The 15,821-nt window shown below is 71.8% G+C and carries 11 protein-coding genes; 8 read left to right on the top strand and 3 right to left on the bottom strand.

Features of this window, described 5'->3' with window-relative positions; translation table 11 throughout:
• Nucleotides 1-52: 52 nt before the first annotated feature.
• Together JT362_RS26215 and JT362_RS26210 are read right to left on the bottom strand one after the other, a co-directional pair.
• Entirely contained in the window at nucleotides 53-625 is a 573-nt protein-coding gene (locus JT362_RS26215; RefSeq protein ID WP_260194411.1) for a DUF3558 family protein, read from the bottom strand.
• A complete protein-coding gene (locus tag JT362_RS26210) occupies nucleotides 622-1,626 on the bottom strand; it encodes a hypothetical protein (protein ID WP_260194409.1) in 1,005 nt (334 codons plus the stop codon). Before JT362_RS26210 ends, JT362_RS26215 begins: the two co-directional genes overlap by 4 nt.
• Before the next feature lie 167 nt (nucleotides 1,627-1,793).
• On the opposite strand from JT362_RS26210, the gene JT362_RS26205 reads away from it, so the two are divergent.
• The 7 genes from JT362_RS26205 to JT362_RS26175 all read left to right on the top strand — a co-directional run bounded on the left by JT362_RS26205 (nucleotide 1,794) and on the right by JT362_RS26175 (nucleotide 13,598).
• Entirely contained in the window at nucleotides 1,794-3,110 is a 1,317-nt protein-coding gene (locus JT362_RS26205) for an alginate O-acetyltransferase AlgX-related protein (RefSeq protein WP_260194408.1), read from the top strand.
• Nucleotides 3,110-4,189: an SHOCT domain-containing protein gene (locus JT362_RS26200; RefSeq protein WP_260194407.1), complete on the top strand. Its 1,080-nt coding sequence runs from the start codon at nucleotides 3,110-3,112 to the stop codon at nucleotides 4,187-4,189. Before JT362_RS26205 ends, JT362_RS26200 begins: the two co-directional genes overlap by 1 nt.
• 92 nt (nucleotides 4,190-4,281) lie before the next feature.
• Entirely contained in the window at nucleotides 4,282-5,460 is a 1,179-nt protein-coding gene (locus JT362_RS26195) for a flagellar basal body-associated FliL family protein (RefSeq protein ID WP_260194406.1), read from the top strand.
• Nucleotides 5,453-9,214, top strand: coding sequence for an FkbM family methyltransferase (locus tag JT362_RS26190; RefSeq protein ID WP_260194405.1), 3,762 nt, complete (start codon nucleotides 5,453-5,455; stop codon nucleotides 9,212-9,214). Before JT362_RS26195 ends, JT362_RS26190 begins: the two co-directional genes overlap by 8 nt.
• Nucleotides 9,215-9,262: 48 nt before the next feature.
• Nucleotides 9,263-10,429, top strand: a complete 1,167-nt coding sequence (locus JT362_RS26185; RefSeq protein ID WP_260194404.1) for an acyltransferase family protein — start codon at nucleotides 9,263-9,265, stop codon at nucleotides 10,427-10,429.
• A complete protein-coding gene (locus tag JT362_RS26180; protein WP_260194403.1) occupies nucleotides 10,419-11,618 on the top strand; it encodes an acyltransferase family protein in 1,200 nt (399 codons plus the stop codon). The genes JT362_RS26185 and JT362_RS26180 overlap by 11 nt, the downstream gene beginning before the upstream one ends.
• A 39-nt stretch (nucleotides 11,619-11,657) precedes the next feature.
• Nucleotides 11,658-13,598 (top strand): acyltransferase family protein, encoded by a 1,941-nt coding sequence (locus tag JT362_RS26175; RefSeq protein WP_260194402.1) that lies wholly within the window; start codon nucleotides 11,658-11,660, stop codon nucleotides 13,596-13,598.
• Nucleotides 13,599-13,817: 219 nt separating this feature from the next.
• Here the strand turns inward: JT362_RS26175 and JT362_RS26170 are convergent, their stop codons facing one another.
• Nucleotides 13,818-14,774 carry an oxidoreductase gene (locus tag JT362_RS26170; protein ID WP_260194401.1) on the bottom strand — a complete coding sequence of 319 codons (957 nt, stop codon included), beginning with the start codon at nucleotides 14,772-14,774 and terminating at the stop codon, nucleotides 13,818-13,820.
• Nucleotides 14,775-14,858: 84 nt separating this feature from the next.
• Between JT362_RS26170 and JT362_RS26165 the strand changes: the two genes are divergently transcribed.
• Complete coding sequence (locus tag JT362_RS26165) at nucleotides 14,859-15,821, top strand: aldo/keto reductase (RefSeq protein WP_260194400.1); 963 nt, start codon at nucleotides 14,859-14,861, stop codon at nucleotides 15,819-15,821.

Here is a 15,821-nt window from a genome sequence, read left to right as displayed (position 1 = left end):
CCGGAGCCGTTGGTCCCGTCCCACAACCAGCGTCGTGAGCACGGCGTAGCGCTCAACGCAGGGTCTCGAGGATGAAGGTCGCGGCCTTGTCGGCGACCGTGCAGTCCGGCCCGCCCTTGTGCACCTGTCCGTCGAGAATCATGATCGAAGACCGATCGTTGACGCCGAGATAGAGGTTGCACAGCACACCGAATCCGGAGTCGGCCGGTGCCCGGATGATCGGGTAACCGTCGATGGTGTCGGCCGTCCAGGAGTCACACGGGCTGACGTCGTTCTCGGTCTCCGACTCGTAACAGTTGGAGTGGACCCGGTCGAGCCGCGAGAGCTCGGTGTGGATGCTCAGTAGGTGGGAGTTCTCGGCGGTTCCCAGGTCGCAGGTCCGGGGCGAGTCCGAACTCGTCACCGGAAGACCCAGTTCGTCGCGTTGGGCCGGGCTCAGCAAGCCGCATGCGTCGGGGACCGCGCCGATGTCCAGCTGTTCGGGCACCGGAGCGAACTCGAGCGTCGACCGGTCAACCGGGCTCGACGCCGACGTGTCCTCGCTTCCGCCGGCACCGCCGCCGTCGTCGGAGCAGCCGACAACGGCTGCCAGGCTGACAACGGCGGCCAACAACCGCGCCCTCATCGCGGCCGCCGCTTCCTCAGCAGGCCACCTGTGAACAAGTCGTCATCCTCATGCGGCTCACGCCTCGGCTTGTCCACGGGTTTCTCCACCGGTGCGTCCTGCTCGGCCAGCGCACCCAGTGCGCCGGGGAGGTCGAAGTCGCGCATGACCTCCAGACCGCGGTTCATCTGTTCGGCGTATGCCGAGCTGGTGGCGACGGCATGCCAGGTCATCGTGCCGTCGGCGATACCACTGCCGATCTCCCTGATCATGGGGTCGGAGCTCCGCGTCATCTCCTCGACGAACAGCCGCTCGATCTCCTGCTCGTTCCCGGCGATCGACTCGTAACGGGTGCCTTTGGTCAGTTCGAGCAGTTCGGTGAGGTTGGCGGGCTGGTTCACGGCGTTCACCTCGCCAGGTCGGCCGGCGCTGCCGGCCTCGCCGACGAACTCGCGGGCGAGATGCTCGTACGGGTTGTAGGAGTGCTCCAGCCAGTCGAGCATGACGGCGACCTCGCTGACGCCCTCGATGGCCTGGTTCAGCAACGAGGACGGGCTGATCATGTCCCACAGCTGGAGCGCGCCGGCCTCCATCTCGTCGGTGTAGTCCTTGACCGCGCCGAGGTGTTTCGCCGGTTCGGTGACATCGGCGAAGCGGGCGGTGCCCTCGGACTCCAGCGGAACGTGTTTCGCGCGTTCACGAGCGCCGGCGACGTCGGCGTCCGGATAGGTGGCGTCGAGGTTCGCGGCGGTCGTCGTGTCGGTTCGCTCGTAGTAGGCCGCCGAGTCGGCGACCGCCGCCGTGGTCGCCGTCAGTGTCGGGTCGGCGACCTCGCCGAGCCAGTCCGACAGCGTTCGGTACGCGGCCCGGTGGCCGTCGAGGCACACGGCGAGGGCGCCGTCGGCATATGCGAAGTGCTCCATGTTGACCAGGTGCGCGTTGGCGGTGCCCACATCCTCTTTCGCCCGCGCGAGCAGCTTCTCGAGCTCCCGCAACGCGGCCGGTCGCACGGTGAACCCCACTGTCGATCCCCCTCGAATCCGTACGAACTCCCTCCAGGCCGATGACGTTAGCGCGTTCGTTCGATCACGGGCGGTGAACACGGAAGATTCGCTTCGTTCGCGAGCGGTGCTGGCCGGAGTCGGCAACTCGCGCCGAACACACGGAGCCACCGGCTAACGTATCGCGCGTGACCTTGGACGATCGGCGACCGGTCGGCGGGCTGCCTCCGATCCACGAGGCGTGGATGCCCCGTGAGCACGCCCTGCACCGGCCGCGGCACGGTGGGCGGCAGCTGACCGCGCTCGTGAGTGCCCTGGTCTTCTTCGCGGCTCCCGCCCTGATGTGGATCGGGGGGATGCGGCCGGTCGAACTCGAGAACCACGAGCTGACCGGGTTCCCGAGCGTGTTCGACGGGTGGGGGTTCCTCACCGGGATGGATCCGTGGGCGACCGACAACCTCGTGTTCCGGGCGCAGGCGATCGACGCGGCGGGCTGGGTGAGCGAGACGTTCTTCGGGGAACCGGCGCCGTTCGATCAGGGGACCAGCGCTCCGACCGGGCCGTTGCCGGGTGGTCCTGGCGGGCCGAGCAGCGAACCCGACAACCCGAACAACGAGCCCAACGCCGCCGGGTACCGCCGGGTCATCGAGGGTGAGGACGGCTGGCTCTACCTGGGCGAGGACGTCACCGGGAAGTGTCAGTCCGGTCAGTCCTTCGGCGAGACGGCGCAGCGGATCGGGCAGTTGCGGGACGCGGTGGAGGCCTCCGGGCGCACCTTCGTGATGGTCGCCGTGCCCGACAAGTGGACGATGGTGCCGGAGAACCTCCCGGACAGCTACGCCGGCAAGAAGTGCGCCGAGGAGGCCACCCCCAAGCTGTGGAGCGCGGTCAGCTCGGTCGACGGCGTGCTCGACATGCGGGATCCGCTGCGGAACGTGGCCGAGCAGTTCGACCGCCCGCCCTACTACTCCCTCGACTCGCACTGGACGAACGAGGGCGCGCTCGAGATGGTCCGCCAGCTCGCCGAGCGGCTCGAGCCCGACATCACCGAGAGCTGGGAGATCCGGGAGCGCGGCGAGGTCACCGTGCACGCCGACCTGCCGCCGCTGATCGGTCGCGAGGGCGACAACCGCGCCATCACCTACGAGCTCGCCGCCGACGGGGAGAGCTTCGAGAACGCCGGCGTCCTGCCCGACCTGCGTGCGCCGGTCCGGCGGACCCCCAGGCCCACCACCGGTATGGTCCACCGGCCAACCCTGGTGCTCGGCGACTCCTTCACCCTGCCGGTCTCGGCCTACCTACCGGCCGCGTTCTCCGACGTCACCCAGCTGTACTACACCACGGTCGACGACGACGCCGGGATGGTCGCGCGCACGATGGCCGCCAACGAGGTGGTCGTGCTGCAGATCGTCGAGCGCGCCATCGCGCGCGGGAACCTCGGCGTGCTGAGCGAGGAGTTCATCGCCACCGTGCGCCAGGAACTGCAGAAACGCCCGATCCGCTAGTGGAAGAGATCCAAAAGATGACGTGGCAGGAGAGCCTTCGCCAGCTCGACGCGCGCCTGGCCAGGGGCGAGATCGGCGCGGCCGAGTACCGCAAGAGCCGCGACGAGATCCTCGCCGAGGCCTCCAGCGGCTCGGTCGCCAGGCAGCCAGAGGACATGTGGGCGCCGGCCAAACCCGCGGCCGAGCCGCCGGCACCGGCCGAACCCGCCGAACCGGCCGGCGACGCCGCCTCGGCCGAGACCACGCTCGTGGTCAAGGTCGACAGCAACGACACCACCGACGAGACCACCCAGGTCGTCGACGCGAACACGATCACCCCGCAACCCGCCCAACCGGCCCAACCGGCGCCGCAGGGTCCGCCCCCTGGAGCGCCATGGGCGCAGCAGACGGCCCACCGGCCCGCGCCGCCGATCCAGGGCCAGGAGGTGTTCGCCGAGGCCGCACCGGCCCGCGGCCGGTTACTGGTGCGCGTGCTCGTGCCGATCGTGGTGCTCGCGCTCATCGGCGCCAGCGTGTGGTGGTTCGTGTTCCGCGAGGACGGTGAACCGGCACCCGCCGCGCAGCCGCCCGCCACCACCAGCGAGCAGGCGCCCCGCACCACCACCGACGACATCGCCGCCCGGCTGCCCGAGCTGCCCGGCAACGCCAGCCAGGACAACGGCACCATGACCGTCCAGGACGCCCTCGGCCTGAAGCTGTTCACCGAGCCCTACACCACCCTGCTGGTCGACAACGGCGCCGAGGACGTCGTCTACCGCGGCTCCGGCGCCGACGGCATCGGGTACCTGCTGGCCGCCTCCCCCATCCCGCCGGCCAACGGGGCGGAAGGGGTCGCGGTGCTGACCCGCGAACACCTGCAGCGCGCCGGGTTCGCCCCGGCCGAGGAGGTCACGGCCGGCGACCCGCCGGTGATCAGCCGCACCGACGCCGCGTTGCGCACCTTCATCGCCATCTACTCCTCCGGCGACGTCTGGATCCAGTTCAACGCCTCCGCCAAGCCGGACGCCGACCCCGAGGCGCTGCGGGCGGCGTTCCAGAAGGTGCTGGCCGAACTCACGGAACGGCTTCCGGCCGACTGAAGTCGAAACACCGACCCCATGCACAATGTGTCCCGGGGATGGGGAGTAGTACGGCCAGGTACCGCGGGCCGGTCACACGAAGGGAGACCAGGGTGTCCTGGCAGGACGAACTCCGCAGGCTCGACGAAGAGCTCGCCGCCGGGCGAATCTCGGCCGACGACTACCGGTCGCGCCGCGACCACATCCTGTCCACGGCCGTCGCGCCGGGCGCTGAGCCGCCGAGTTCGAGCGAGTCGACCACGATGATGCCGCCCGTGCAGCCCCAGCAGGGTAACCAGAACCAGCAGGGCGACGCGGACAAGACGCAGATCGTCTCCGGCCAGGACCTCGGCGACTCCGACCGCACCCAGTCGGTCGGCTGGCGCGCCACCCCGCCGGACGACCCGAACCGCACCCAGGTCGTGCCCGGCGTGCCGCCGCAGGCGCAGGCCGGCGCCCGGCCGCTGCGCCCGGCGCCGCCGCCCGGGCCGCACTCGCCGCCGGAGGGCTTCCCGCAGCAGAACCAGCAGAACCAGCCGCCGTGGCAGGCCGAGGAGAACCTCGCGCCGCCGTGGGCCGGGCAGGAGTTCCCGCCGCTGGCCGCGGCCGGCACCCCGGACTGGGCCAGACAGGGCCCGGAGGTCTTCGAGACCGAGAAGAAGTCCAGCCCGGCCAAGGTGTTCGGCATCATCGCGATCGTCGTGGTGCTGGTCGGCATCGCGGCGGGCGCGTACTTCCTGTTCCGGCCGGACGAGGGCGACACCGAGGCCGGCCCCGGCGGGAACGAGAACCCGCCGGCCAGTGAGACCACCGCACCGCCGAGCGAGACCGAGCCGCAGGGCCCGATCGCGGAACTGCCCGGCAGCCCGCAGGACCTGAGCCGGATCGAGACCTTCGCCGACGTCGAGACCATCGACCACCTCACCCCCGAGGAGGTCGCCATCTACAAGCAGGGCGGCGCCGGCGACGCGGCCATGGCCCTGTCCAGGGACAACGACGTCACCGTCATCGTCGTCTACACCACGATGACCAGCGAGGCCGCGGCCGCGACCGCCCGTGACGAGCTCGCCGCGCTGCAGCTGAAGTTCCAGCTGAAGAAGATCGACGCGCCGGCCGGCGTGCTGGCGTCCAGGAACCCGGACACCGCCGACGGCCAGCTCACCCGCGCGCACTACGTCTCCGGCAGCGACCTCATCCGCATCCAGACCATCGGCCAGGACGCGGACGCGGCGAACCAGCTGTTCGAGGACGTGCTCGCCGACCAACTGGAGATGTCACCCGTCGATGGCTGATTCGATGATCGGGTCGGGGACCCGGATCTGTGCCGGGACGATCGTCGCGCGCAACTACGTGCCCGCCGCGCGGGTACTGGCCGAGTCGTTCCGCCGCCACCACCCGGACGCCGGCTTCGCGGTGCTGGTCATCGACGCCGACACCGACGAGCTGACCGGTCTCGCCCACGACGTGCCCGGGGTCCGGTTCCTCGGCCCGGACGACATCGCGATCGACCGGGCCGAGTTCGGCCGGATGGCGCTGGCCTACACGGTGACCGAGCTGAGCACCGCGGTGAAGCCGTGGCTGCTGCGCACCCTGCTCGCCGAGCACGAGGTGGCGATCTACCTCGACCCGGACATCGAGGTGTTCGGGTCGTTCGCCACCGAGGTCGGCGCGCTCGCGGTCGAGCACGAGATCGTGCTGACCCCGCACGTGCTGGAGCCGATGCCGCGCGACGGGCTGCGGCCCAGCGAGGCCGACATCATGGCCTCCGGGGTGTTCAACCTGGGCTTCATCGGGGTGTCCCGGGACGCGGCGCCGTTCCTGCAGTTCTGGGCCGACCGGCTGCGCCAGGACGCCATCTCCTCGGTCACCGAGCAGCTGTTCACCGACCAGCGCTGGGTGGACAACGTGCCCGCGCTGTTCCGCCACACCAAGGTCGTCGACCCCGGCTGGAACGTCGCCTACTGGAACGTCTACCAGCGCCCGCTGGCCCTCGAGGCCGACGGCACGCTCACCGCGAGCGGCCACCCGCTGCGGTTCGTGCACTTCTCCGGCTACCGCCCGGAGAAGCCGTGGCTGGCCTCCACCCACTACGCCGACCGGCCGCGGGTGCTGCTGTCGGAGTACCCGCTGTTCGCCGAGCTGGCCGCGGACTACCGCACCCACCTGTTCGACGCCGGGTACCTGCGTGCCCTCGACGACGTCCCCTACCGGTGGAACACGCTCCCCGACGGCACCCCGGTGTCGATGTCGCTGCGCCGCGCCTACCGGTCCGCCTGGGTCGACGCCGAGCGCCGGGGCACCCCGGCGCCGCCGAACCCGTTCGGCGACGACACCGCCGAGGAGCTGCTGCGCTGGGCGTGCGCGCCGGCCACCCCCGACCAGGAGCGCGCCGGCCTGTCCCGCTGGTCCTACGCGCTCTGGCACTCCCGGGAGGACCTGCGGCAGGTCTACCCGGACCCGCTGCACGCCGACGCCGAGGGCTACCGGCACTGGTGCCGGACCTCGGGGCTCAACGAGCGTGCGCTGCCGGCCGCCGCGGTCGCCGACCGGCCCCCGGCCGAGCCGGTCGCCCCGGTCACCGACCTCGGCGCGAACGTGCTCGGCTACCTCACCGCCGAGCTGGGCGTCGGCGAGCTGGGCCGGCTGGTGCACGAGGCCGTGGTGGACAGCGGGGTCCCGGTGGCCACCGCGGTGGAGGAGTTCACCGTGGTCAGCCGCACCTCGCACCCGCTACCGGCGGACGCGGTGCTCGGCGACCCCCGGTACGGCGTCAGCGTGCTCGTGGTCAACGCCGACATGACCGGGCAGACCCTGCGGATGCACCAGGACCTGGCCCGCGACCGGCACGTGATCGGCGTGTGGTCCTGGGAGCTGGACACCTTCCCGGAGGCCATGCACCCCGCGTTCTCGCTGGTCGACGAGATCTGGACGATCAGCGACTTCTGCGCGGCCGCGATCCGCGAGCACTCCCCGGTGCCGGTGCGCACGTTCCCGGTGCCGGTCCGCGACCCGCTCGGCGCCGGCTCGGAGCAGCGGACGCCGCCGGCCGGCGGCGTCACCCGGTTCCTGTTCGTCTTCGACCACAACAGCATCCTGGACAGGAAGAACCCGCTCGCCGCGATCACCGCGTTCCGCACGGCGTTCGGCGACCGCGAGGACGTCCGGCTGGTGATCAAGTCGATCAACGGCGACCGGCACCCCGGCGACCGCGAGCGGCTGCGGATGGCCGCGGCCGGCGACGACCGGATCGAGCTGATCGAGGGCTACCTCAGCGCCGAGGAGGTCGCCAAGCTCTTCGCCACCGCCGACGCGTACGTGTCGCTGCACCGCAGCGAGGGGTTCGGCCTGACCGTGGCCGAGGCGATGGCGCACGGGCTGCCGGTGGTGGCCACCGACTACGGCGGCACCGCCGAGTTCCTCACCGCCGACACCGGCTGGCCGGTCCCCTACCGGCTGGTCGAGGTCGGCCCCGGCAACGAGCCCTACCCGCGCGACGCGCACTGGGCCGAGCCGGACACCGACGCGGCCGCCGCCGCGCTGCGGGAGATCGCCGCCGACCCGGCGGCCGCGCTGCGCCGGGGGGCCGCCGCCCGCCGGCACGTGCTGGCCACCCGCTCGGCGGCCGCCGCCGCCCGCTGGGTGCGCACCCGGCTGGAGGAGGCGCACGGCACCTGGCTGCACCGGCGCGTCGAGCGGGAGCGGCCGAGCCCGCTGGCTCCGCTGGAGCACAGCCGCGAGGCACTGCGCTGGCGGGCCGACCCGGCCGCGGCAAGCAAGGTGCCGATGGCGGCCGCGCTGCGCCGGGGCATCCTGCGGGTGCTCGACCACTACGACCACCACCAGCGCGCGGTGCTCACCGAGCTGATGGACGGCGTCGGCGCCAGCATGGGCCAGCTCGCCGCCGGTCAGCAGGACCTGCTCGCCCGCATCGAACGGCTCGAGCACACCCAGGCCGGCAACACCGAGGCGCAGCGGGAGGTGAACGCCGGCCTGGCCGACGAGCTGCGGGAGCTGCGGACCGGCCAGGAGGCGCTGCCGGTCGAGATGGACCGGCGCATCGGCGGCCAGGCCGACCGGCTCGGCACCCGGATCGCCGAGCTGGAGCACCGGATCATGTCGCTGCTGCACGAGCGCGCCGAGTGGATGGCCGGGATGGAGGCCACCGCGGCCGAGCTGACCACCGAGGTGCCCCGGCTGCGCACCGGGCTGCTCCGCCACCACGACCTGGTCGACCCGGCGCCGAAGGGCGGCGCGGTACCCAGCCAGACCGTGATCACCGACATCGGCCCTATCCGGCTGCCCGCCGAGGACACCGTGGTGCTGCCGTGGCTGCGCCGGTACGGCACCTGGGAGGCCGCCGAGTCGCGGCTGGCCGACCTGCTGCTGCCGGCCGGCGGGGTGTTCGTCGACATCGGCGCGCACGTCGGCTACTTCACCGTCCGCGGGCTGCGGCGGGTCGGCGCCGAGGGCGCGGTGTACGCGGTGGAGCCGTGGGCGCCGGTCCGCGAGCTGCTGTGCCGCAACGTGACCGCGAACGTCCCGCCCGAGGTCGCCGCCCGGCTCACGCTGGTGGAGGGCGCCGCCTGGGACGCCGACGGCCCGCTGCGGCTGGCGCTGTCCGCCGAGGGCAACACCGGCGACAACCGGATCGACCCGACCGGCGGTGTCGAGGTGCCCGGCCTGCGCCTGGACGGGCTCGCCGGCATCGGCGACCGCCGGGTGGACGTGGTGAAGTGCGACGCGCAGGGCCGCGACCAGCGGGCGCTCGCCGGGATGACGGCGCTGATCGAGGCCAGCCGGCCGCACGTGCTGACCGAGTTCGACCCGGACGCCATCGAGCAGGCCGGCGACGTGCCGGCCGAGGTGGCGGCCAGGTACCGGTCGTGGGGCTACCAGTTGGTCCCGGTCACCGACGAGGTCGTCGACGCCGCGGCGGCGGGCCGGTACCGGGCGTCCGACGTGGCCACCTCGGACGAGGAGCTGGTCGATTTGGCACGTGACAGTGCCGACCGCTTCGTCACGTTATGGCTACGACCGCTGAGCTGAGTCGGGTAGCTTGGCACGCGGGGTGACGGAAGCCGGGGAGGGAACGCGATGAGCGAGCAGCTCGCCGCACGTCCCCACGACCCGGACATCACCCAGCCGTTACCCCGCGTGGTCCAACCGCCGCCACCCACCCCGGACCGGACCGGGAAGGGGCGCCGGCTCGACGGGCTGGACGTGCTGCGGGCGGTGGCGAGCCTGCTGGTGCTCTACACGCACATCTCCCCCTGGTACAAGCTGCAGGACGACCCACTGGGGATCAGCACGGTCCTGGACGAGTGGGTGATCGGGCCGCTGCGGCTGAACGACGACTTCGGCTTCATCGGCGTCTCGCTGTTCTTCGTGATCAGCGGGTTCGTCATGGCGCACGTGGCGACGAAGGAACGGGTCGCCGAGTTCGCCGTCAAGCGGCTGCTGCGGATCTTCCCCGGGCTGATGGCGGCCGTGCTGCTGGCCTGGGTGCTGGTCGTCACCGGGGCGCTCTCGGTGCCGGTCGACGACGGCGAGTCGGTCGGGTTCGACGACCTGCTGGCGAACCTGGTGCTGGCGAACTTCTTCGTCGACGGGTACGTGCCGCTGCTGGGGGTCGCCTGGACGCTGGTGATCCAGCTGGGGATCTACGCGATGATGGGCGCCCTGCTGTTCCTGTTCCGCCGGGACGCCTGGATCGCGGTCGCCGTGCAGATCACGCTGTGCTCGGTGATCGCGTCGGTCACGACGACCCTCGACGAGCTGGCGGCCCGGTCGATCTCGCACATCGGCACGTTCGGCACCGCGGTCGTCCTCGGCCAGGCGATCTGGCTGGTGTGGACCAGGCGGGTGCCGGCGTGGGCCGGGTTCGCCCTCGGCCTGACCTGCTGGCTGCTGTACGCCGCGTACGACGCGCCCTGGTACGGCCGCTACGACGACTCGTTCAACCAGACCCTCGCGCTGGCCGCGGTGCTCGTGGTGCTGGCCGTGCTCGCCGACGACCGGGTGCCTCGGCTGCGGGTGGTCACCTACCTGGCGTCCCGCAGCTTCGCGGTGTACGTGGTGCACCAGACCGTCGCGTACGCGGTGCTGGCCGCGCTGTGGCCGCAAGTGCCCTCGGTGCTGGCCGTGCCGCTGGCGGTGGCCGCCGTGCTGGTCACGGCCGAGCTGCTGCACCGTGCGGTGGAGAGACCCTGCGCCGCGCTGGCCCGCCGGTTCGCCGAGCGGAGGCCCGCCCGTGCGGCCTGACCGACTCACCCCGGACGTGCGCGCCGGTTCCAACCGGACCGTGTTCCTGGACGTCGCTCGCGTGTTCGCCGCACTGCTCGTGTTCTACAGCCACCTCTACAACGACTTCATCCACGCGCACAAGGGCGCGCCGGTGCCGCCCGCCGACTGGTTCCAGAGCTCGGTGCTCGACCAGCTGAAGCTCGACGAGGGCCTCGGCACGGTGGCGGTGCCGATCTTCTTCCTGCTCAGCGGGTTCGTGATCACCCCGGTCGCGCTGCGCCGGGGCGCTGTCCGGTTCGGCGTCTACCGGGTGGTGCGGCTCTACCCGATGCTGATCGTCGCGGTGACGATCTGCGCGGTGCTGCTCTCGATCGGCCGCTACAACCCGCTGTCCACGCTGCCGCAGGAGGTGAGCGTCGGCTCGTTCCTGTCGAACATGTCGCTGTGGAACTTCATCGACCGACCGTTCGGCGCCTGGGTCGCGGTCGCCTGGACGCTGGCCGTGGAGTTCCTGTTCTACGGCCTGATCATCCTGGTGCTGCCGCTGCTGCGCAGGAAGGTGTGGCTGGCCATCACCGCCCAGCTCGCGCTGGTCCTGGTGCTGATCCTCACCCACCGGCTGGTCGCCGCCGACGAGTACCGGGCGTTCGCGATGAACATGACCTGGGTGCTCATCCCGGTCATCGGCCAGATCATCTGGGCGGCGTGGCACCGCAGGATCCCCGCCTGGCTCGCCGCGCTGTTCGTCACGGCCGCCTGGCTCATGTTCAGCTGGGGCGAGAAGCTGGCGATCGACCCCACCAACAACCCGAAGCCGTACCCGCTGACCATCGCGCTGGTGCTGTTCATGATCGGGTTGCTCGCCGAGCCGTACCTGAAGCCGAGGCGGATCTGGACCGAGCTGTCCCGGCGCAGCTACGGCATCTTCCTGCTGCACGGCACGGTGGCGTTCCCGCTGATGCACCTGCTGTTCGACGAGCTGCCGATGTGGCAGAGCGTGCCGATCGCGGTCGGCGGCACCCTGCTGGTGAACGAGCTGTGCTTCCACCTGATCGACCGGCCCAGCGACAGACTGGCCAGACACCTGTCCCGCGCCCGCCGGCCCGAGGAGCCGCCTCCGCCACCACCGCCCACACCCGTCCGGTTGCCGGTCCCGGCCGGGCCGCCGGCATCGGAGAGGGGTCGAAAACGGCGAGTCGCGCGCTAAGGTGCGAGACGTCAGGTGTCGACTGTCGGGGGCGATGCAGTGGTTAGCGAACGCGCTGGTCCGGACTTCGTGCCGGACAAGACGCGCACCGCGTTCCTGGACATCGGTCGCGGGCTGGCCGCGGTACTGGTCGTCTACACCCACATCTACAACAACTTCATCGTCGGTCACAAGGACAGCCACACCCCCGTCGGCGACGCGATCGACACCACGATCGTCGACCCGCTCCGGCTGAACGACCAGGGCATCGGCGGGATCGCGGTTCCCCTGTTCTTCCTGATCAGCGGCTTCGTGATCACCCCGATCGCGCTCAAGCTGGGGCCGAAGCGGTTCGGCGTCAACCGGCTGCTGCGCGTCTACCCGCTGCTGTTCGTCGTGGTCGGGGTGAGCGCGGTGCTGCTCGCCCTCGAACTGGGACCGCTGGCCAGCAAGCCGATGGACATCACCTTCGGCTCGGTGCTGTCGAACCTGTCGCTGTGGAACTTCATCGACCGGCCGTTCGGCGCCTGGGTCGGGGTGGCCTGGACGCTCGCGGTCGAGGTGCTGTTCTACGTGATGGTGGTGGCGCTGCTGCCGCTGCTGCGCACCAGGCTGTGGTTGGCGATCTCGGTGCAGCTGTGGATCGTGGCGATGCTGCTGATCACCTACCGCGCGTTCGGCGACGAGTACCGCGCGCTCGTGATCAACATGACGTACACGCTGATCCCGATCATGGGACAGGCGATGTGGGCGGCGTGGAGCAGGCGGATCCCGGCATGGCTGGCCGGCGTGTTCGTCACCGTGGCGTGGCTGCTGTTCGTGTGGGCCGGGCACCTGGAGATCGACCCGAACTACATCCCGAGGGTGTTCCCGGTCGGGCTCGCGCTGCTGGTGTTCCTGATCGGGCTGTTCGCCGAGCCGCACCTGCGGCAGCGGCGGTTCTGGACGGAGCTGTCGGAGCGGACGTACTCGCTCTACCTGGTGCACGGCGCGGTGGCGTTCCCGGTGCTGCACCTGGTGTTCGACTCGCTGCCGGTGTGGCTGAGCTTCCTGGTCGCGCTGGTGGCGACGGCGCTGGCGGCGGAGCTGTCGTACCGGTTCGTCGAGCGACCGAGCCACAACCTGGCCAGACGCCTGTCCCGGCGCCGCGAGAAGGTCCGCGAACCGGAACCCGACGACCGCGCCGACGAGGACGACGACGACGATTACGAGGACGACTACGACGACTACGACGACGAGGACTACGAGGACGACTACGCGGAGGACGAGCCGGCCGAGGAGCCGACCGAGAAGACCCCGCCGGTCGCGCCCCCGCCACGCAGGCGGCCACCGCCCCGGCCGGTTCCGGTCGAGGTGGAGACCGAGAAGATCCAGCCGGTCGAGCGCCCGCGCCGCCGCCCACCCGGACCACCGGCGCGGCGCCCACCCGTGCCGCCGCGCCGGCCGGTCGAGGACCGCAGACCCAACGGCACACCGGCGCCCCAGCGCGCGCCGAACGGCACGCCGGTCCCGCCGCGCGGCCGCGCCGAGGACCGCAAGCCGAACAACTCGCCCGCCGGCCTGCGCCCGTGGCCGGTCGAGGACGAGCGCCCCGAGCGCAACGGACGGCCGGTCAACGGCAAGCCGACCAACGGGACACCGATCGGGACGCCGAACGGGACGCCGGTCCGCAACGGCCAAGCCCACCGCTGGCCGGGTGCCGACGACGCGCAGCAGCCCCCGAGGAACGGGCACCGCCACGACCTGGGCTCCTCGTCCCCGCGCAACGGCAGGCGGCGAGCCGAGGACATCCTCAACGGCACGATCCGCGACGGCAGCGGCGGCCGTCGCCGCGCCCCGGAACCGGCACCCGCCGACGCCACCCGGTTCGTTCCCGCCCGTGGCGCGGCGCGGCGGGCGGCGCCACCCGCCCCCGATGGCAAGAACCGGCCGACCTGGCCGGGTGAGGGCGACGATCCCGACAGCGGCCGGCGAACCCCGGGGCGCCACCGTTCGGACTAGTCGCTAGCCCGAACGGGTGACGACCACCGGCGTGTCCCGGCGCCCGTCCCGCACCCGGCGCCGGAACGGCGCGAGCATCCGGTGCGTCGCATGCACAAACCCGTCCGGAGGCGAGCATGTGGGTACAGATCCTGGTCGTCGTGATCGTGGCGATCGTGTTCCTGGTGCGGCTCGTCGCCGCGCTCTACGACCAGCCGTCGAAGGCGGGCAACCGGGCCGTCACGGCTCCAGCGGGATCCGCACGCCGGTCAGCTCCTCGGAGATGATCCACAGCCGCTTGGCGAGCTCCCGGTCCCGCGCCGCGTCCAGCGGCTCCACGAGCGTCGGGAAGCCCTTCGACTCGCCCCGCCCGTCCGGGCCCCAGAACTGGCCGCTCTCCACGTCCGCGCCGGCCGCCGCGTAGAGCTGCGGCAGCGCGCCCATCGCCGCCTCCTGGGCCGCGAGCCTGGTGGTGACCTTCAGCAGCAGCTTCCCGATCCCGGTCGGGCCGGTCTCCTGCAGGTTGGTCGCCGAGTAGCCGGGGTGGGCCAGCACGCTCTTGATCGGCACGGCGTTCGCGCGCAGCCTGCGGTTCAGCTCCAGCCCGAACACCACGTTCGCGAGCTTGGACTGGTTGTAGTACTTCGACCGCGAGTAGCCGTGCTCGCCGTGCAGGTCGTCGAAGTGGATCCGGCCGCGCTTGTGCAGCATCGAGCTGACCGTCACCACCCTCGCGTCCTCCTCGGCCTGCCCGAGCTTGTCCAGCAGCAGGCCGGTGAGCGCGAAGTGGCCCAGGTGGTTGACGCCGAACTGCAGCTCGTACCCCTGGACGGTGCGGTTGTGCGGCGGCATCATCACGCCGGCGTTGTTCACCAGCACGTCCAGCTCCTCGACGCCGTCGGCGAAGCGCCGCACCGAGTCGAGGTCGGCGAGGTCGAGCTGGCGCAGTTCGAGCTTCGCCCCCGGCTGCTCGGCCAGCAGCTCGGCCAGCGCCCGCTCGCCCTTCGCCACGTCCCGAGCGGTCATGATGACCGTGGCGCCGAGACCGCCGAGGACACGCGCGGTCTCCAACCCGAGACCGCTGTTCGCGCCGGTCACCACGACCGTGCGGCGGACCTGGTCGGAGAGGTGGCCGGCGACCCAGTCGGCGGCCGTGGGTTTGTCGCTCGCCTTGTCACCCTGGGGTGCACTGCTCATGAGGCACAGCCTGCCAGAGCGGCCCGCGTACCACCCAACGTTCGACTGCTGGATCGGGGCGGTCCGGCTCAGTAGCCTGGGCCGGTGGAGTTGCGTCACCTGGGAGAATCCGGTCTGGTCGTCAGCGTCGTCGGGCTCGGCTGCAACAACCTCGGCCGCCCGGGGACCGCGGCGGAGTCGCTGGCGGGGTCCCGCGCGCTCATCGGCGCCGCGATCGACGCCGGGATCAACCTGTTCGACGTCGCCGACGTGTACGGGGCACCGCGCGGGCGCAGCGAGGAGCTGCTCGGCCAGGCACTGTCCGGTAGACGCGACCACGCGGTGATCGCCACCAAGTTCGGCGTCGACATGCAGGGCGCCAACGGCCCCGACTTCGGCGCGCGCGGGTCGCGCCGGTACGTCAAGCGCGCGGTCGAGGCGTCGCTGCGGCGGCTGGGCACCGACTGGATCGACCTGTACCAGCTGCACCGGACCGATCCGGACACCCCGATCGAGGAGACCCTCGGCGCGCTCGACGACCTGGTGCGCGAGGGCCTGATCCGCTACGGCGGGGTGTGCAACCTCGCCGGCTGGCAGATCGCGGACGCCGTGTGGCTGTCCCGCACCCGGCACGTGCTGGCGCCGATCGCCGCGGAGAACCACTACTCGCTGCTGGAGCGGGAGGCCGAGCGGGACGTGATCCCGGCCTGCGAGCGGTTCGGGCTCGGGCTGCTGCCGTACTTCCCGCTGGCCAACGGGCTGCTCACCGGCAAGTACCACCGCGACACCGAGCCGCCGGCCAACGCCCGGCTCGCCGGCCGTACCCGGCTGCTGGCCGACGCGCCGTGGGACCGGATCGAGAAGCTGCGCGCGTTCGCCGACGAACGCGGCGTTCCGATGGCCACCGTGGCGATCGGCTGGCTGGCCGCGCAGCGCCCGGTCGGCTCGGTGATCGCCGGCGCCACCACGCCCGAGCAGGCCACCGCGAACGCCGGCGCCGCCCAGTGGCACCCGACGCCGGACGACCTGCGGCTGCTCGACGAGATCTGCCCGCCCGGGCGGCGCTGA

It is taken from the genome of Actinophytocola gossypii, from assembly GCF_025165815.1.
GTDB classification, from domain to species: Bacteria; Actinomycetota; Actinomycetes; order Mycobacteriales; family Pseudonocardiaceae; genus Actinophytocola; species Actinophytocola gossypii.
Note: the sequence above shows the minus strand (reverse complement) of the source record. Positions and strands in the feature narration are given on the sequence as shown.

Excerpts from the sequence above, each read along its gene's own strand:
- JT362_RS26215 (WP_260194411.1), bottom strand. The coding sequence starts at position 625 with ATGAGGGCGCGGTTGTTGGCCGCCGTTGTCAGCCTGGCAGCCGTTGTC.
- JT362_RS26185 (WP_260194404.1), top strand. The coding sequence starts at position 9,263 with ATGAGCGAGCAGCTCGCCGCACGTCCCCACGACCCGGACATCACCCAG.
- JT362_RS26170 (WP_260194401.1), bottom strand. The coding sequence starts at position 14,774 with ATGAGCAGTGCACCCCAGGGTGACAAGGCGAGCGACAAACCCACGGCC.
- JT362_RS26190 (WP_260194405.1), top strand. The coding sequence starts at position 5,453 with ATGGCTGATTCGATGATCGGGTCGGGGACCCGGATCTGTGCCGGGACG.